Source organism: Gemmatimonadaceae bacterium, assembly GCA_020846935.1.
GTDB lineage: Bacteria > Gemmatimonadota > Gemmatimonadetes > Gemmatimonadales > Gemmatimonadaceae > RBC101.
Genome location: JADLCY010000011.1, coordinates 194,054 through 212,113 on the forward strand (window position 1 = coordinate 194,054; position 18,060 = coordinate 212,113).

Below are 18,060 nucleotides of genomic sequence, written 5' to 3' on the forward strand. Positions count from 1 at the left end.
TCCCCACATTCGCCGGGGGCGTGCCGAGCGGCGGCATCGTTCCGTCCCCGCTCGCATCGAAATCCTGCCCAGCGGCCGGTGGGTCAGTCGACCGCGAACGCTCCGTCAATCACGTCGGCATGCGCGGCGCGCAATTCGTGGGTCTGCATCATGTCGAGGAACGCCGCGGTGATGGTCGGCTCGAACTCCGTACCGATGCGCTGGCCGATGTACTGCAGGATGTCCTGCGTCTCCCACGCCACGCGGTAGGGCCGGTTGGTCCGCAACGCATCGAACACGTCGCACACATGCACGAGCATGCTCGCGTGATGGCAGTCGCACCGCCGCTGGCGCGTGGGGTATCCGCCGCCGTCGATCATGATGTGATGCTCAAAAGCGACCACGGCGCAGAGATCCAGCCGGTGATCGTGTTCGAGGATCATGCGCGCGCCGTCCGCCGGGTGGCGCCGCATCAGCGCCAGTTCATCGGGCGAGAGCTTCCCGGGCTTCCGCAGTACGTCGAGCGGAACCTTCACCTTGCCCAGGTCATGCAGCAGGCCGGTCATGCCGTACTGCCGCACCTCGCGTCCGGACAGGCCCAGGTACTCGGCGAGCGCCATGCTGAGGACGGAGACGTTGAGCGCGTGCGTCGTGGTGTACTGGTCAAACTCCTTGAGTGTGAGGAGCGGCAGGAGCACGCGCTGACCGGCGTGCATGGCCGTTGCGAGCGTGTGCACCACGGTCTCGGCTTCGGCCAGCGGGAGGTCGTTGCGCGTCGTGACTTCGTCATGGACCCACTGGACGGTCTCCGCCTCCTCACTCAGGTCGTATGACTCGTAGTCGCCATCGTCGGAGCCCTCGGCCACCGGTTCGTTGCCGCGAACGCCCACGGCGCCGTAGCGGATCGCTTCGGTCCCGCCCACGGGCGTGCGTGCGTCCAGCACCAGTTCCCGCGTCACCTGCGCGCCGAGCCGGACGACCAGTCCGTCGAGGAACGCGCGGTACTCCTCGCGCGAGACGCTTCGCTCGAACTCCATGCGCTGGACTCCAGCGGAGGAAAGCCGGCGTGCCCAGTCCCAGCCCTGGAGGTCGCGCAGGGGTCGGTTCGCGTACACCACCTCCGCGCCGAGGAACGAAAACGTCGGTCTCGGATCGGACTCGAGCATGACCCGAAGCAGATCAAACGACACCGACGCGGCACGATCGCGCGCCGGGTGACCTTCGGCGTAGAGGGACATCTGCGCGAGCGCCTGCGCGAGCGATGTCAGGTAGCGCACCACGTCGTTCATGCGGCCCCCCGCACCGAGGGATGGACCGCTCGGCGGTACTCTGCGACCCGACCCCGGTCCACGAGGGAAATCACCCGGGCGGCGACAGGCGACTCCGGATAGTTTGCGACCAGGGCAGCGGCCGCTGCGATGCATTCCGGGGTTGGCTTCCGCAGGCGCGGCGGGCCCACCATCCATCGCCGCGTCAGCAACAGGTTCCCGAGCCACGCCTCGGCCTCCGGCGTGGCCGAGCTCCCGACGGCGCGAATGAGCCGCACGCGCAGGTCCGGCGTCAGCTCCGGCTCCTGGTAGCGCGCGATCAGCGACTGGGCGACGTCCCGCGGGCATGCGCCCGCCAGATGCACGAGCCCGATCGCCACAATGCTCATCTCGCGATCCTTCAGCGCGGTCACCACCGCGGAGTCGTGCGACTCGTCGACGCGAATCAGGTACCGGATCGCCTCGCGACGGATCGCGACGTCCGGATGCGTCGCATAGTACGACGGGTCGACCTGCGCCGGCCATTCGTCGAGCTGATCGAATACGGCCAGGAAATGGCGGAGCAGTCGCGGCGGCGCGCCCGACACATACGCGCCGACCGGCGCCAACACGTCACGGCCGATGCGCACCAGCAGGTCGACGAGAAGTGCTGCGTCGTCGGACGCTCGGCCTTCGAGCGCGGCGATCAGGGCGCCGACGGCCCGCACTTTCATGCGATCCACCGCCTGCCTGAGCAGCGCGACGTCCAGTCTGGACTGCGCCAGGTATTCGCGCAGTGACGCCTCGTTGAGCACCCGATCGACCAGGGCCTCACGCACGCGCGACGGCGGATACTCCTCGAGGCGTGCGATCACCCCGGCGAGCCCGTCGCGGAGGGCCAGGCGTGCCAGGGCGGCCTCGGGCGCGGGACCCAGATGCTGGGTGTGCAGGCAAATATCGACGACGCGTTCCGGTTCGGCCATGTCGCGACGCCGGTCCGCATTCACGCGCGCGTCCGGCGTGGACGCGCGTTCGAGCAGGCGCTCGTACATCTCCGGGTTCGGGTTGTCGAGCGTCCACCCATCGAGCAGCCGCCGGATCGAATGACGGAGCACGCGCTCGGCTTCGGCGCCGCGACCACCGGATTGCTGGGCACGCGTCGTCAGCTTCTGGAGCAGGCGCAGCATCGCCCCGGACACCGACACGGCGTCGTTGCGCGATGCCGCACGCACGAGTTCGAGCACCGCGCGCGAGGCCAGCGTCTCGTTGGCCGTACGCACGACCTGCGCGCCACGCACGGCCCCACCGGCCCGCAGGAGTCGCGCGAGCGCCGGTTCTCCGATCGACGCGATGAGGTCGGACACCCGTTGCCGCTGGGCCGCCGTGACGCCGTGGGCGCGCTCTCCCAGTTCCTCGAGCAGCGCGGCGAGCCGTTCGATCACCGCCGTGTCGAACGCGGCGTCTCCCGATCCGGCCCCGATGGCGGCGGCCATGATCCGGGGGTCCATGGTGTCGCCCTCGACAGCATCTCCGCGCATGGCCGCCGACGACAGCGCGCGCCACGTCGCGTTCTCGTGTTCGGCGGGCGCGGCACTCACCTCGTGTCCGAGCAGCCCGAGGCGCTCGAAAGCGACCGGATGAACGGCGACGTGTTCGCTGCCGTTGTCACGGCGCGCCCCGAACGGTTCGCCCATCTCGTCGACGGGCTGTGCCGCTTCGTCGAGGAAGCGATCGAGTTCCTCCCGCGTGACGCCGCGCTCGAAGCGGAACGCTCCAACGAGATGGTTCCCGAGCCGCGCAGCAAACTCGGAAAGCAGCGGATGCGCGTCGTCCGAGGCAGCGCCATCGATGATCAGCCGGTGGTCAGCAACGCCAATGGGCACGTCGGTGCGATCTGCGAGGATCGAGGCCAACCGCATGTACACCGCCTCGACCGACCCCTGCAGAATCGGGTGCCCCTTGGGGTAGATGGAGCGCTTGTGCACGGCGATCGCCATCTCCACGACGAAGTCGTGGAGTTCGCGCGGCAGAGCGACGCGTGGGCTGGACGGCGGCGTGTGGGTGGGCATGCCAGGACTCGCCTCTATAGACGAGACGGGCGAACCCTAGTCACGGGAAGCCAGAGCCCGGGTCGGGTGTGCGAGCGGCGCCCAGGCTCAACGGGGCGTCCCGCCGGTCGTGGGGCGGCGCGTCGGCGCGCCACGACCCATTCAATTGCGACGCCGGCTAACTCACTGTGTCACAACTGCTTGAGTCAGCAGGCTCTCTCGGTCGGCTCCTGCCCGCCGGCCGCAGCCCTGGGGGCCGCATGAGGTCTCGTGCGCGTATAGCTGGCAGACATCGACGCCAACGTCACCGGGACGGTCAATTCGCCGGTTCGGCCTCCAACGGAGCGTAGTCTTCGCCCGGATTCACGTAGCGGTCGCGCTCGACGCCATACTGCGTGTCGTGCAGCTCCCGATAGCGTCCCCCCTGCGCCATCAACTCTGCGTGGGATCCGCGCTCGACGATCTCCCCCCCCTCGACCACCAGGATCTGGTCCGCGCTTTCGATCGTCGACAGGCGGTGCGCAATCACGAACGTCGTGCGCCCTTCGCGCAGACGCCCCAGCCCGTCACGGATCATGGCCTCGCTCTCGCTGTCCAGGCTCGACGTCGCCTCGTCGAGGATGAGGATGCGCGGGTCGGCAAGGATCGCACGGGCGATCGCGACGCGCTGACGCTGGCCTCCTGACAGCTTCACGCCGCGTTCGCCGACGATCGTGTCGTACTGCTTCTCCCACTTCTCCACGAACTCGTCGACGTGTGCGATGCGGGCCACCGCACGCACCTGCTCGGTGGTCGCCTTCGGGCGCGCATACGCGAGGTTGTCGCGGACACTCCCGTCGAACAGGAAGTTGTCCTGCATGACGACGCCGAGGTGGCTCCGGTATTCGCGCAGCCGGAGACCGGAGAGCGGCTGTCCGTCGACAAAGATCTCCCCGCTGTTGGGCCGGTTGAACGCCATGACGAGCCCGATCAGCGTGCTCTTCCCCGCCCCGCTGGAGCCGACCAGTGCGGTGGTCGATCCGGCCGGCGCCGAAAACGAAACGCGACGAAGCACCGGCACGCCTTCGACATATTCGAAGCTCACGTCGCGGAACTCGATCGCGCCATTCACGTGCGGCACCGGCAGTTTCTCGGCATCGCGCGCGTCTTCGGTTTCCATGTCGCGGATCTCGCGAATGCGATCGAGCCCAGCGAAGGCCTCCGTGATCTGCGTGCCGATCGACGCAATGCCCACGAGCGGTGCCGCCACCATGCCGATGAAGAAGACGTACATGAACAGATCGCCGAGTGTCATCTGTCCGCTGCCGATCGCCTGGCCACCCATGACGATGAGCAGCACGCCGATCACGCCGACGATCACCGTCGTGCCCGCGCCAACCGCCGAGGTGCCGGTGATCGTCGACCGCACGTTCTCGAACAGGCGCTCCGCCCCCTCGATGAACGTCTGCTCCTCCCGCTCCTCCGCCGTGTACACCTTGACGGTGCGTACGCCACCGACGCTTTCGGTGAGGCGGCCCGTTACCTCCGCGTTGATCTCGCCGCGCTTGCGGAAGATCGGCCGCAGCTGTTTGAAGGCCACCGCCATCATGCCGCCAAATGCAGCGAGGAGCACAATGGTGAGCGCCGTGATATGCCAGTTGAGGTAGAACAGGACCCCGAGCGCGATTACGGCCGTGAACAGTCCGCCAACGAGCTGCACGATTCCGGTGCCGACGAGGTTTCGCACACCTTCGGCGTCGGTCATGATCCGCGAGATCAGCACGCCGGTCTTGGTGCCATCGAAATACGAAACCGGGAGCCGCATCACGTGTCGCTGCACCGCGATCCGCATGTCCGTGATCGCGCGCTGCGCCGCAATGCTCACGACCTGCGAGAGTGAATACGAGGTGATCGCCTGGACGATCGTCGCAGCCCCGGCGGCCAGCGCCAGCGGCCAGAGCAGGTCAAATCTTCGCTGGCCGATCACGGTATCGATCAGGTACTTGGAGCTCGCCGGAAGCACGAACCCGGTGAGCCGGTTGACCAGCATCAGCACCGAACCGATCCCAAGCGAGCGGCGGTGTGCCCAGATGAGCGAGCGGGCCTCGGCCCAGGCCCGGGACACATTGATCTTTTTCTTCGGCTTGTCTGACGGTGGCATACCGGAAGCGGGTCGAGGCGTCGCGAAAGCTAGCCGGACTCCGCGCTGGACGCGCATTCGCCGCCCCCGTGAAACCGCGCGAATCGCGCGGCGTACGGTGGTCACACCCGTGCACGGCGGAGGCACACCATGTGGGCGCTGATCAAGGCAATCCTCGTGAAACTGGCGCTCATCAAGACCTTGCTCCGCATCCTCGCGAGCCTGGGCTGGCTGCTGCCGCTCGCCCTGCTCCTCAAGGCCATCGGGATCCCGCTGCTGATCCTGTTTGCGCTGCTCGCACTGCCCGTGATCATCGTGCTCGCGGTGATCGGCCTGCCGCTGCTCCTGGTCGTCGTGGTCGGTGGAGGCTTGGTCACGTTTGCGATCTGGGTCGCGAGCATGGGCCTGCTGGCTCTCAAGCTCGCGCTCCCCATCCTTGCGGTGGTCTGGCTGATCTCGTGGCTGAGGCGTCGCAACGACGACGGCCCCGCGACGGCGGCGGACACCGGCACGGCCTGAGCGTACGGGGCGCCGAGCGGTCGATGTGACGCTCGACTTTGGCTGGCTGGCGTAGCAGAGTGACGAACTGGGGTTTGCCCGAGTGTTTGGCGCGTGGTCCAGGGCCGACACATGGAGGCGACCTCCGCCGTTCCACTTCGCGCTGCCTCCATGCCCGTCCGCCCCAAGCCGAGTTCGCCTGGCGCCGCCGATTCCCCATCGGCCGCTCTCCTGCGTCGGCTGGCGGGTGCGCTCGCACCGCTCGTCGACACCACCGACGTACTGCGCGTCGCGGTCGACACCACGGTCGAGTTGCTTGAGGCGGTGGCCGGTGCGGTACTGGTGCCGGCCAGCGACGGGACTCATGTACGCGTCGCCTACTCGCGCAACTATCCCGCCGCGCTGAGCGAGGGCTTTCCACAACCGATCAGCGCGTACCCGCTCGCTGATCGGCTCCTGCGCGAGCGCTCGCCGGTGTTCCTCGAGAGTCTGAGCGACCTGCACGAGCTGGCACCCGGGGTTCCCCTGCGCGCCGATGCCGGCGCGCGCGCGGCGCTGCCGCTGGTCGTGGGCGAGCAACTGCATGGTGCGCTGGTCATCAGCTTCCCCGCCGGCCGCGCACTGACCCCTGCCGATCGGGAACTGCTGCTCGCCGTTGGGCAGCAGGTTTCGATCGCCCTGCACCGGGCCACGCTGTTCGAGCAGGAGCGGCGCACGCGGCGCGAGGCCGAAGACGCCGCACAGATGCTCAGCGAGGCGCTCGACCACATGACGGACATGCATTTCGTTGCGGACGACGAATGGCGCTATGTCCGCATGAACACCGCCATGCGCACATTCCTCCAGAGCCTGGGCCTCGAGCCGGATGCGCTGCTCGGTCGGTCCATGTGGGAGTGTTTCCCACGCCTCAAGGGCGGCGCGATGCACGAAGCCATGGCGGAGTCCCGGCGCACCGGAAAGGCGGTGCGATTCGTCGCAGTTGGTGTCTATGCCAACACGCGCTACACGGGTTCGGCGTATCCGGTGACCGGCGGAACGGCGGTAATCGTGGAGGACACCACCGAGCAGGAACGCGTGCGTCACGGCGAGCGCCTGCTGGCCGAGTCAGGCGCGGCGTTTGGTGCGACGCCCGACGTCCAGGCCACCATCGCGCAACTCGTCGCGCGCGTCGTGCCGCACCTCGCCGACGTCGCCGTGGTGTTCGTGAAGCGCGACACCGGCAGCATCGGCGTCATGGCGCTCGAGTCGGTCGAGGGGAGCGCGCGCGACGCGCTCACCCGCTTCGATGCGCGCTTTCCGATCGATCAGACGCCGTGGCATCCGATATGGACGCCGATCAACGAAGGGCGTTCGGTCCTCGTCGCGGATGCGGCGGCGCTGGTTGGCACGGGCGTCGACCAGGCGTCGCGCGAGGTGGCACAGCTCGTGCACGATACGTCGACGACCAGCCTGCTCATGGTTCCCCTGCAGGCGCGCGGCAACGTGCTCGGCGCCCTCGCGATGGGTACGCAGGGCAAGCGCCACCGATTCGACGACACCGACCTCGCACTCGCCGAACGTGTGGGCCACCTGGCCGCGCTGGCGCTGGACAACGCGCGTCTGCTCGCCGGCGAGTACCGATCGCGTGAAGAGGCGGAGCGCGCGCGTCACGCGGCCGAGCGTGCGAGTCAGGCCAAGAGCGACTTTCTCGCGATGATGAGCCACGAGTTGCGCACGCCGCTCAATGCGATCGCCGGGTACGCGGAACTGCTCGAGCTTGGGCTGCGGGGCTCGGTGACACCCGAACAGGTGAGCGACCTGCAGAAGATCCGGCGAAACCAGCAGCACCTGCTGGGGCTGATCAATTCGGTGCTCAACTTCGTGCGGCTGGACGCCGGCCGCGTGGTGTACGACGTCACCACCGTGCCGCTGGCCGCGTGCATGGGATCGATCGAGTCGCTCGTGGAGCCGCAGCTCAACGCTCGTCGGCTCCGCTACCGCTGCGACCTTGCCGACGCGGCGCACACGGTGCGCGCCGACAGCGAGAAGGTGCAACAGATCCTCCTCAACCTGCTCGATAACGCGATCAAGCACACGCCCGTCGAGGGTACGATCGTCATGCGCGCCGAGGTCACGGGTGCACACGTGCACGTGGTGGTCACCGACTCGGGCCCCGGGATCCCTTCCGAACGCCTGGACGACATCTTCGAGCCGTTCGTGCAGGCAGGCACCGAGCCCGCGCGCCAGCAAGGCATGGGGCTCGGCCTCGCGATCAGCCGCGAACTCTCCCGCGGCATGGGCGGCGACCTCGTCGCGCGGTCAGCCGACGGCGAGGGGGCGTCCTTCGTGCTGACGCTGCCGCGGGGCCCCGATCGACCGACGGGTTAGCGCTCCCGCACTTCGTGTCCTGCCAGGCGCCACGCCTCGTGCGCGCGGGACAGGTCGGGTTCAGGGACCAGCAGGTAGTCCGTGTCGAACGTGGAGACCGAGAGAATGCTGATGCCCGCGGCCGCCAGCGGCGCCACGAGGGACGCCAGGACCCCCACCGCGTCGAACGGGAGCGGGCCGTCGACCACGTAGAGCGCGAAACCGCGCTCGGCGCGCACGGTCGTCGGGACGAGCGTGGCGTCACACACCACGGATGTCTCGTCCGGCGTGCGCGTGACGCTCGCGAACGCCGAGCGCGTCGCCCACCACGGCCACCCCTCGCTCGGCGCGAGGCGCGCCACCGCAAAGGTGTCCCCAACGCGCCGCAGCGGGTATGTCACGCGTCGAGCCCGAGCGCGCGCTTGATTCGCCGGATCTGGTTCCGGTGCAGCAGGTCGTGCGCGGCCAGCAGTCTGATAATGTGCCACACACTCTCGGGCCCACGTTCGTTATGCAGGCCAACGCGCGCCCGTTCCGTTGCCGACAGGCCGCGCGCAAACCGCAGGTTGCGGCCGCGCAGGACGCGGAGCTCGTTGCGCAGGGTCTCGAGCGGATCGTCGGTGTAGTGCAGACGCGTGGCCCACAGGTCCTGGTCGTACCCCTGGATCGGTGGGGTGTCCTCTGCCACGATCAACCGCACCCGGTAGCCGTAGACGATCTCGGTATCGACGAGGTGCGAAAGCACCTGGGCGATGCACCACTTGCCGGGCGCTTCGGGGCGCCGCGCGTCGGCCTCGCTGAGCCCGGCCGTGAGCGCATCGATCGCGTCCGCGGATTCCGCCCACACCGCGAGCGGGTCGCGATCGCCAAGCAGTTCGAGGAGTGATGCCGTGTACTTCGCTCCTTCCTCGAGCGTGCTCCCCGCCCGATTGGTGAACGGCGTGTCGGCCGCCGCCTCTTCGAGAATGCGCTGGATCTGCGCCAGGTGCCGGCGCTCGTGCTGTCCGATCATCAGCACCCATTGGTACAACGTGATGTTGCCCAGCGCGGGATGCGGGAACCGCACCTCGTCGAGCGCGAATCCGTTCGCCTCGGCGGCCCAGGTGTGCAGGCCCTGACGACTCTTCGACAGGCGTTCGAACAGGCCTGCCGGGTCGGGGCGATCCATTGGCGTGGTGAACGACGGCGCCTGGACCGGATTCACCACCACCGGAAGGCGGGACCAATCGAGCGAGTCGAGCAGGCTGGTCTCCGCCGTCTCCGGTCCCAACCCCGCCTCGCGCGCACGCCGGAAGGCTTTGAACAGCGCCCGCACGGTGGAGTCTTCGACGAGGTGCAGATGGCCGACGATGTCGCGCACCGTCCAGCCACCGGCGTGGGATCGTGCATCCCACTCGCGCGGGCCCAGCGGCTCGAGGAGACGCTGCAGGTCACGGCGGGCCTCATCCGTGTAGTCGAGGAGTTCGCGGAGTCGCGTGTGCATGGCGGCGCAATCTAGTGAGGGAATCCCGAACCGTCCCCGGAGCAAACCCGGCAAGTCGGTGAGTAGTGGTCGTCACGTCGCGATGCAACTACTTTCCCGCTGCCATGCGCGATCTCGTTCCCAAGCTGTTCACTACGCTGCAGCACTACGATCGCGCGCAGTTCGCCCGCGACGTCATGGCCGGGACCATCGTGGGCATCGTCGCCCTTCCCCTGGCGATCGCCTTCGGGATCGCGAGCGGCGTCACGCCGGAGCGCGGGCTCTACACCGCCATCGTCGCCGGATTCATCATCTCCGCGCTTGGTGGCTCACGCGTGCAGATCGGCGGGCCCACCGGCGCCTTCGTGGTGATCGTCTACGGCATCGTCACGGAATACGGGCTCGAGGGTCTCACCATCGCGACGCTGCTGGCCGGCGTGATGCTGGTGGCGATGGGTGTGGCGCGCATGGGAGTGATCATCAAGTTCATTCCGCAGCCGCTGATCACCGGCTTCACGAGCGGCATCGCCGTGATCATCGCGTTGGGGCAGGTGAAGGATCTGCTCGGCCTTCGAATGGGCGCGGTGCCGGCCGACCTGGCGGGCAAGCTGTCGGCGTACTCAACCAACCTGGGCCTGGCGACACCGTGGGCCATCGCGATCTCCGCCGGATCGCTCGTGCTGCTCGTGCTGTGGCCCCGCGTGAGCACCCGCATCCCCGGACCGTTGGTGGCCCTCGTGCTCACCACGCTCCTGGTGCAGACGTTGGACCTCCCGGTTGAAACGATCGGTTCGCGCTTTGGTGCCTTGAGCGTGACATTGCCCGTGCCGGTCGTCCCGCACCTCACGTTCACCGAAGCGACGCGCCTGGTGTCCCCGGCGTTCACCATTGCGTTGCTCGGAGCGATTGAATCGCTGCTTTCGGCGGTGGTGTCGGACGGCATGATCGGCGCACGTCACCGCTCGAACATGGAACTCGTGGCGCAGGGCGTGGCCAACATCGCGTCACCGCTCTTCGGCGGGATTCCGGCCACCGGCGCGATCGCGCGAACCGCGACCAATGTGAAGAACGGCGGCCGCACGCCGGTGGCTGGCATGGTGCACGCGGTCGTTCTGCTGCTCCTCACGGTGCTGTTCGGTCAGTGGGCATCGCGCATTCCCATGGCGACCCTGGCGGCGATCCTCATGGTGGTCGCCTACCACATGAGCGAGTGGCGCACCTTTGTCGATGAGTTGCGCGGACCGCGCGCCGACATCGCGATCATGCTCGTGGCGTTCGTGCTCACGGTGGTGGTCGACCTGACCGTGGCGATCGAGGTGGGCATGGTACTCGCGGCGTTCCTGTTCATGCATCGTATGGCCGAGGCCACCACGGTCTCGGTGGTGACACAGGAACTCTCAAGGGCCCGTGATGGCCGCGAAGAACTGACGCGGGCATCGGATGTGCCGCCGGGGGTCGAAGTGTTCGAGATCAGCGGAGCGTTCTTCTTTGGTGCGGCCGAGGCGTTCAAGGAAACGCTGTTGACCGTTGGCAGTCGGCCCAGGGTTCTGATCATTCGCATGCGCGACGTGTCGATGCTCGACGCCACCGGCCTGCGCGCCCTGCGCGATGTGGTGCGGCGGAGCCAGGCCACCCGAACCCTGGTGCTGGTAAGCGAGATCCACTCGCAGCCGCTCCTGGTGCTGGAGCGTTCGGCGCTGGGCGAAGAGCTGGGTTCCGACGCTATCTTCCTCACCCTCGACGATGCCCTTGACCGGGCCCGGGCGTTCCTGGCGGATCGAACCCCGACACCGATCGCGACGCCGGTGTCCGGCCCTGATCGTTAGGCGCCGGGCGGGAGGGCCCGTCGAATGTCGCGCTGGCCGTTGGCCACGCCGAGGCCCACGCTCACCCCGAACGCGATCGCCGTGCCCCCACCGATGATTGGGAGCAGCGCCGCAGCGAGCCCCCCCACCGCCAGCGCCCCAGCACCCGCGAGGATGGGAGCGAACCCTGACTGCGCACCGTCAACGTAGCGCAGCCGGTCCCGAACGAAGGCACGCGCCTGGGTGTATCCGATGAGGGCGGCCGCGGCCGAAATGGCGAAGGCAATGAGACCAATCATGAGTCGGCTGGTGAAGTCTTGCGCCGTCACTACGCAGCGTGTGGTGGCTGTGTTTCGCGGCGTGCTGCCCCTCGCCGCGACGTCCCGGTAGCTTGGCACCTTCCCAGGCCGGAGCGACCCATGCGCGCGGCGATCATTACCAGCTTTGGTGGCCCTGAAGTCCTCGCGGTGCGCGAAGTGTCCGACCCCGTGGCCGGCGAGGCGCAGGTGCTCGTGCGCGTTCGGGCGAGCGCGCTCAACCGTGCAGACATCCTCCAGCGTCTTGGCCGCTATCCCGCCCCACCGGGTGCACCCACCGACGTCGCAGGCATCGAGTTCGCCGGCGAGGTCGCTGCCTGTGGCCCCGGCGTCACCAGATGGCAGCCCGGCGATCGCGTGTACGGCATCACCGGCGGCGGGGGCCACGCCCAGTTGCTGGTCGCGCACGAGCGTACCATCGTGCGCATCCCCGATCGGTGGTCGTTCATCGAGGCAGCGGCGATTCCCGAAGCGTTCATCACGGCGCACGACGCGCTGGTCTCGCAGGCCGGGCTCGAGGCCGGTGAATCGGTCCTGATTCATGCGATCGGCAGTGGCGTCGGCCTGGCCGCCTCGCAGCTCGCGCACGCACTCGGCGCCCGGGTCTTCGGCACGACGCGCAGCCGTGCCAAGCTCGATCGTGCGCGCGAGTTCGGCATGGACGACGGGCTCGTCGTCGGCGACACGCTCGACACGTTAGGCAGCGCCGTCGACGCGTTCACCGCAGGCGCCGGTATCCACGTCACGCTCGACCTGCTCGGCGGGCCCTACCTCGGCGCCAGTCTGCGCGTGGCCGCACTGCGGGGCCGTGTCATGCTGGTCGGCACGATCGCTGGCGCCACCAGCACCCTCGATCATCGCATTGTGCTGGCCAGGCAGCTCACGTTGCGCGGCACGGTGCTCCGCCCCCGATCGCTCGCCGAAAAGGTCGCGGCGTCGGAAGCATTCGACCGCGACGTGACGCCGCTGTTGGCCGCCGGCTCCGTGCGGCCCGTCGTGGACTGCGTATTCCCGCTCGGCGAAATCGCCGCCGCGCACGCGGCGATGGAATCGAACACCACGTTCGGAAAGGTGGTGGTCGACCTGGGCTGAGCCGGAATTTGAAATTGGTTCGGTTTGATGAACCAGCTCCTGGAACTTGCACGGCGGGTTCGGCGTATTTATGCATATACCGTGCATAACCTCGCATCTCGCCGCCGTCCGGCCCACCCGCGAACACCCACCCGCGCGCACCTCAGTGCAACGCACGCGGCGCGCGCGGCACGTCCCGGTGACGCCGCCGACATCCACGCGCTCATTGCCACGTTCGTGGACGATGGTCGCCTGCTCCCGCGCGCGTTGCACGAGGTGGAGTCCGCCCTCGACGACTTCGTCGTGATCGTGGATCGCCACGATCGCGTGCAGGCCTGCGCCGCGCTGGCCGAGTATTCCCCGTCGCTCGCCGAGGTGTCGTCGGTGGCGGTGGCGCCGCAGGCCCAGGGCATGGGCCTGGGCTCGCTCGCCGTGCGGAGCGTCGAGGCCGTGGCGCGTCGCCGAGGCGTGGTCGAGCTGTTCGCGCTGTCGCTCGCCGAGCCCTTCTTTGTGTCGCTCGGGTATGCCCGCACCCACCTCGCGGCCTTCCCCGAGAAGGTTGCCCGCTACGAGGCACTCGTCGACCGCGGGGTATCGGTGACCCCGAAGGCCTGCTTCCACAAGACGATCGCCTAACGATCGCCCGGCGCTCCCAGGCGCCGCTGAGGCACGACCCCACTCGACGCTGTCGGTTGTGCCGACGGACGGCCGGCAGCAGTTTCCCGTGCCCGGCTCTCCGGGCGTTCCCCTGCGAGGAGACAGCGATGCACGGCCTGATGATGGACATGCCCCTGTCCGTCCCGATGATGATCCGCCGCGCCCTGACCTCGTTCAGTGGGCGACCGGTCGTGCACCGACGACCGGACCGCGCCGTGGCTCGGACCACGTATGGCGACCTGATCCCGCGCGCCGGTCGGCTCGCGCAGGCGCTGCGGCGGCTCGGGGTGCGTCCGGGCGATCGTGTGGCCACGCTCGCGTGGAACCACGCGCGCCACGTCGAGGCGTACTTTGCGATCCCGTGCCTGGGTGCGGTGCTCCACACCCTGAATCTGCGGCTGCACCCGGACGACATCGCGTTCATCGCCAACCACGCCGCGGATCGCGTCATCCTCGTGGACAAGGTGCTGTGGCCGCTGTGGGAGAAAGTGGCCGGCCGGGTGAAGCCCGAGCACGTCATCGTGATGTCGGACGACGGCGACGCACCGCCGGGAACCCTGGACTACGAGGCACTCATCAGCGGCGAGTCTGACGCGTGGTCGTGGGACGACGTCGCCGAGCATGAAGCCGCGGCCATGTGTTACACCTCCGGCACGACGGGCGCCCCCAAGGGCGTGCTGTATTCGCACCGCTCGATCACCTTGCATGCGCTGGGTCTCGGCCTCGTGCAGGCCTTCGGGCTGAGCGACCGCGACGTGGTGCTCCCCGTCGTGCCGATGTTCCACGTGAACGCGTGGGGGCTGCCGTTCGCATGCGCCTTTCTGGGCAGCGGCCAGGTGCATCCCGGCCCACACCTCGATCCGGCGTCGCTCCTCGGCCTGCTTCAGGACGAACGCGTCACCCTGACCGCGGGCGTCCCCACGATCTGGCTCGGGATCCTGCAGGCCCTCGACGCCGCGCCCGGCACCTACAAGCTCGATGCCTTGCACACCATGGTGGTGGGAGGCGCCGCGGTGCCCGAGTCTGTCATCCGCGCGTTTCGCGAGCGTCACGGTCTCAACGTCGTTCATGCCTGGGGCATGACGGAGACCTCGCCCCTCGGGACCGTGAGTCGGCTGACCCCGGAGCTCGACACGGCCAGCGACGACGTGAAGTACGCGTATCGCGCCAGACAGGGTCGACCGATGGCATGTGTCGAGGTGCGCGCCCGGAACGAGGAGGGACTGGTCGCGTGGGATGGCGCGACGATGGGCGAGCTCGAGGTGCGTGGCCCCTGGGTCGCACGCGGCTACTACCAGTTGTATGGCACGAGTGATCGCTTTACCAGCGACGGCTGGTTCCGCACGGGCGATGTGGTGACCATCGACGCGCTGGGCTACGTCACGATCCAGGATCGGGCCAAGGACCTGGTGAAGTCCGGCGGCGAATGGATCAGTTCCGTCGCGCTGGAGGGCGCGCTGATGGGGCACCCCGACGTCGCCGAGGCCGCGGTGGTCGCGATCGCGCACCCACGATGGGATGAACGTCCACTCGCTCTCGTCGTCGTGAAGGAGGGGCGCAGTGTCGACGAGGCGGCCCTGCGGGCCTTCCTTGCCGAGCGTTTTGCCAAGTGGTGGGTCCCGGACGCGATCGTCCGGGTCGACGCCATCCCGAAAACGAGCGCAGGAAAGTTCCACAAGAGCGTCATGCGCGAGCAGTTCCGGGAGCACTATGGCAGCGGGCGACCCGCCGCCGGCGGGTGATCCGCCCGCGCGGCGGATCATCCTCGTCGACGCCGACGCGTTCTTCGTCGCCGTGGCCCGGCTCGTTGATCCCGCCGGGGCTGGCCGCGCTCGGCTGCTGATCGTTGGCGGTGGCGGCACGCGAGGCGTGGTCTGTTCCGCGTCCTACGAAACGCGCGAGTTTGGCGTGCGCTCGGCCATGCCAACGGCGCGCGCGCTGCGATTGTGCCCCGGCGCGATGGTCGTCCCGGTGCCGCACAGCGTCTGTGGGCAGAAGAGTCGCGAGATCCGTGCGGCGCTCGAGCGGTTCTCGCCCGTGGTCCAGGGGGCGAGCATCGACGAGTGGTATGTGGACCTGAGCGGCACCGAGGCTCTGTACGCTCACGCCTCGCTGCGCGACGTGGCGCACCGGATCCGCGCCGCAGTGCAGGCGGAGACCGGGCTCACGGTGTCCATCGGTGGCGCCACGAATCGTTTGGTGGCCAAGATCGCCGTGGAGCGCGCCAAGCCCAAACCGGGAACGCACGCCGACGGCGTGTTCGTCGTTGCGCCGGGCCAGGAGTCGGCGTTCCTGGAGACCGTCGCGCTCGCCGACATCCCCCTGGTCGGGCCGCGATTTCGCGAATCGCTTGCGTCCAGGGGGCTGCGCACCGTCAGCGACGTGCTCGCCGTGGACCTCGCGTCGCTCACGAGGATGCTGGGTGCGCGCGCGGCCCGGTGGCTCCACGATCGCGTGCGCGGGATCGACGATTCGGCGGTTCGCTCGCGCGACATGGCGCGCAGCCTGAGTCACGAGGAGACGTTCGGCCACGATCTGTCGAGCGACGAGGACCTCGACCGCGAACTCGTGCACCTGGTCACGCGGGTCGCCCACGACCTGCGCCACGACGGGCTGATGGCCCGCACCGTGACACTCAAGCTGCGCGACGGCGACTTCACCACGCGGAGCGCAGGGCGAACGCTCCCGGCCGCCGTGCTCTCCGACCGCGTGATCCTGACCACGGCGCGCGCGCTCCTCGCCAGGCTGCGGCGTGCCAGGCGCGTGCCCGCGCGCCTCCTCGGCGTCGCCCTCACCGGACTCGAGGACGCGGACGTCGACACCCAGCTCTCGCTCTTTGCCGGCGACGTGACGAGCCCGGTGGAATCGCAGAAGGACCGGGCGCTGTCACAGGCCATCGACGCGGTGCGGCAGCGCTTTGGCCGCGACGCGGTCGTGCCCGGGCGCCTCGCCGACGGGAAGCGGCGCCTGCGGCGTTAGGCGTGCGCGATCACGGCCGCGGTTGCGGCAACCCCGCCGAAAGCGCGTTGGCGATGCGCTCCTGGCTCCGCTCATTCCGGGTGAAAACGAGCGCCGCGAGGTTGTTCGACGTCACGAGCAGCGGCAGGACGGGATAGCTCCGTCGCTGCCCCCGGAGCGAGACGCTCAGGCTGTCGAGGCGATCCGTGTCTGCGCGCCTGGCCTCGGCGGTGCCGTAGAGAAACACCTGAACTTCGTCACCAGGTACGCCCACGTCGTACCCGATGCCAGGGACAGAAAACAGGTCCAGTGTCACCGCCTCCGGGCGGCGGGTGGCCACGAGGCCGGCGTGCAGCATCCGGTCCTCGACGGAGCAGCGCGCCCAAAGCCCGGACAGCCGGCAGGCGGTGTCGCCAGGCGCGGCCGCCGGCGGCGTCACGACCACCCTGGGTGAATCGACGGCGGCATCGCGCGACTCGCGCGGCCCGGCGCAGCCGGCAAGCAGGACGACGGCGGACCTAACGAGACCACGCGGCGGACGCAGCATGAGTCCAAGATACGTCGCGACGGCGGACGCCGGAACCGCCGCCTCCGGCCGACCGCGGTCGCGAGCCGCCGCGCTCCGTCAACGGTCGATCGAGCAGCACGAGGAGATCGCGCCGGTGTTCGCGCAGTGAAGGTTCAGCCTTTCCGGTCGCGCACGACCGGCATTACTTGAAGGCGCGCTGCTCCCGCTCCCACCCCCCGATCCATCCCCCATGCCTGCTGACGACATCGAATACCGACTCATCGGAGATGACCTTCAGGGCGTGATCATCACGCTCGACCCCGGCGAGGCGGTGGTCGCCGAGGCCGGGGCGATGATGTACATGCAAGACGGCATCGCGATGGCCACCACGCTCGACCAGACGGGACGTGGCGGCACCATGTGGGACAAGCTCAAGTCCGCGGGCAAGCGCGTGCTCTCGGGCGACTCGTTCTTCGTGACGTTCTTCATGAACGAGACGACCGTGCGCCGGGACGTGGCGTTCGCGTCGCCGTACCCGGGCAAGATCCAGCCGATCGACCTCCGCTCATGGGGTGGCGATCTCATTGCCCAGAAGGACTCGTTCCTCTGCGGGGCGCGCGGCGTGGATGTGACCCTCGCGTTTTCGCGGCGCATCGGCGCGGGATTCTTTGGCGGCGAGGGATTCATCCTGCAGCGCCTGCTTGGGGACGGCCTGGTGTTCCTGCATGCATCCGGCACCCTGCTCGAACTCACGCTGAACGCCGGCGAGCGGCTGCGCGTCGACACGGGGTGCCTCGTCGCGATGCAGCCCACCGTGGACTACGACATTCAGATGGTGCCGGGGGTGAAGACCGCGCTCTTTGGCGGCGAGGGGCTGTTCTTCGTTCAGTTGACGGGCCCCGGAAAGGTCATCCTGCAGACGCTGCCCTTTTCACGCCTCGCCGATCGGATCATCGCCGCGGCACCACGGGCCGGCGGCGCGCGCCGCGAGGAAGGAAGCGTGCTCGGCGCGCTCGGCGGCATGCTCGACGGCGATCGCTGATCG

The 18,060-nt window shown here is 68.7% G+C and carries 15 protein-coding genes; 8 read left to right on the forward strand and 7 right to left on the reverse strand.

The window, feature by feature from the left end; genetic code table 11:
* Positions 1–83: 83 nt before the first annotated feature.
* The 3 genes from IT361_13375 to IT361_13385 all read right to left on the reverse strand — a co-directional run bounded on the left by IT361_13375 (position 84) and on the right by IT361_13385 (position 5,414).
* Positions 84–1,268 carry an HD domain-containing protein gene (locus tag IT361_13375; GenBank protein ID MCC6318666.1) on the reverse strand — a complete coding sequence of 395 codons (1,185 nt, stop codon included), beginning with the start codon at positions 1,266–1,268 and terminating at the stop codon, positions 84–86.
* Positions 1,265–3,295: a hypothetical protein gene (locus IT361_13380; protein ID MCC6318667.1), complete on the reverse strand. Its 2,031-nt coding sequence runs from the start codon at positions 3,293–3,295 to the stop codon at positions 1,265–1,267. The genes IT361_13375 and IT361_13380 overlap by 4 nt, the downstream gene beginning before the upstream one ends.
* Before the next feature lie 295 nt (positions 3,296–3,590).
* A complete protein-coding gene (locus IT361_13385; GenBank protein ID MCC6318668.1) occupies positions 3,591–5,414 on the reverse strand; it encodes an ABC transporter ATP-binding protein in 1,824 nt (607 codons plus the stop codon).
* A gap of 129 nt (positions 5,415–5,543) precedes the next feature.
* On the opposite strand from IT361_13385, the gene IT361_13390 reads away from it, so the two are divergent.
* Together IT361_13390 and IT361_13395 are read left to right on the forward strand one after the other, a co-directional pair.
* The gene (locus IT361_13390; GenBank protein ID MCC6318669.1) at positions 5,544–5,912 is read left to right on the forward strand and encodes a hypothetical protein; all 369 of its coding nucleotides are present in this window, start codon (positions 5,544–5,546) and stop codon (positions 5,910–5,912) included.
* Between the two features lie 150 nt (positions 5,913–6,062).
* Positions 6,063–8,258, forward strand: a complete 2,196-nt coding sequence (locus IT361_13395) for a GAF domain-containing protein (protein ID MCC6318670.1) — start codon at positions 6,063–6,065, stop codon at positions 8,256–8,258.
* On the opposite strand, the gene IT361_13400 is transcribed toward IT361_13395, so the two are convergent.
* Both IT361_13400 and IT361_13405 read right to left on the reverse strand, forming a co-directional pair.
* Positions 8,255–8,638 (reverse strand): ACT domain-containing protein, encoded by a 384-nt coding sequence (locus IT361_13400; GenBank protein MCC6318671.1) that lies wholly within the window; start codon positions 8,636–8,638, stop codon positions 8,255–8,257. The two genes, IT361_13395 and IT361_13400, sit on opposite strands and share 4 nt — an antisense overlap.
* Positions 8,635–9,720, reverse strand: a complete 1,086-nt coding sequence (locus IT361_13405; GenBank protein ID MCC6318672.1) for a DinB family protein — start codon at positions 9,718–9,720, stop codon at positions 8,635–8,637. The genes IT361_13400 and IT361_13405 overlap by 4 nt, the downstream gene beginning before the upstream one ends.
* Positions 9,721–9,824: 104 nt before the next feature.
* Between IT361_13405 and IT361_13410 the strand changes: the two genes are divergently transcribed.
* On the forward strand, positions 9,825–11,525 hold the full coding sequence (locus IT361_13410; protein ID MCC6318673.1) for an STAS domain-containing protein: 1,701 nt from the start codon (positions 9,825–9,827) through the stop codon (positions 11,523–11,525).
* Here the strand turns inward: IT361_13410 and IT361_13415 are convergent.
* Positions 11,522–11,803, reverse strand: a complete 282-nt coding sequence (locus IT361_13415; protein MCC6318674.1) for a hypothetical protein — start codon at positions 11,801–11,803, stop codon at positions 11,522–11,524. The two genes, IT361_13410 and IT361_13415, sit on opposite strands and share 4 nt — an antisense overlap.
* A 120-nt stretch (positions 11,804–11,923) precedes the next feature.
* Between IT361_13415 and IT361_13420 the strand changes: the two genes are divergently transcribed.
* The 4 genes from IT361_13420 (at position 11,924) to IT361_13435 (ending at position 16,528) form a co-directional block, all read left to right on the forward strand.
* Positions 11,924–12,913, forward strand: a complete 990-nt coding sequence (locus IT361_13420; protein MCC6318675.1) for an NAD(P)H-quinone oxidoreductase — start codon at positions 11,924–11,926, stop codon at positions 12,911–12,913.
* An 81-nt stretch (positions 12,914–12,994) separates the two neighbouring features.
* Entirely contained in the window at positions 12,995–13,528 is a 534-nt protein-coding gene (locus IT361_13425) for a GNAT family N-acetyltransferase (GenBank protein MCC6318676.1), read from the forward strand.
* Between the two features lie 128 nt (positions 13,529–13,656).
* Positions 13,657–15,291, forward strand: a complete 1,635-nt coding sequence (locus IT361_13430; GenBank protein ID MCC6318677.1) for a long-chain fatty acid--CoA ligase — start codon at positions 13,657–13,659, stop codon at positions 15,289–15,291.
* Entirely contained in the window at positions 15,260–16,528 is a 1,269-nt protein-coding gene (locus IT361_13435) for a DNA polymerase IV (protein ID MCC6318678.1), read from the forward strand. The genes IT361_13430 and IT361_13435 overlap by 32 nt, the downstream gene beginning before the upstream one ends.
* Before the next feature lie 10 nt (positions 16,529–16,538).
* On the opposite strand, the gene IT361_13440 is transcribed toward IT361_13435, so the two are convergent.
* Positions 16,539–17,054 carry a hypothetical protein gene (locus tag IT361_13440; GenBank protein ID MCC6318679.1) on the reverse strand — a complete coding sequence of 172 codons (516 nt, stop codon included), beginning with the start codon at positions 17,052–17,054 and terminating at the stop codon, positions 16,539–16,541.
* 211 nt (positions 17,055–17,265) lie between these two features.
* On the opposite strand from IT361_13440, the gene IT361_13445 reads away from it, so the two are divergent.
* A complete protein-coding gene (locus tag IT361_13445) occupies positions 17,266–18,057 on the forward strand; it encodes a TIGR00266 family protein (GenBank protein MCC6318680.1) in 792 nt (263 codons plus the stop codon).
* Positions 18,058–18,060: the final 3 nt, after the last annotated feature.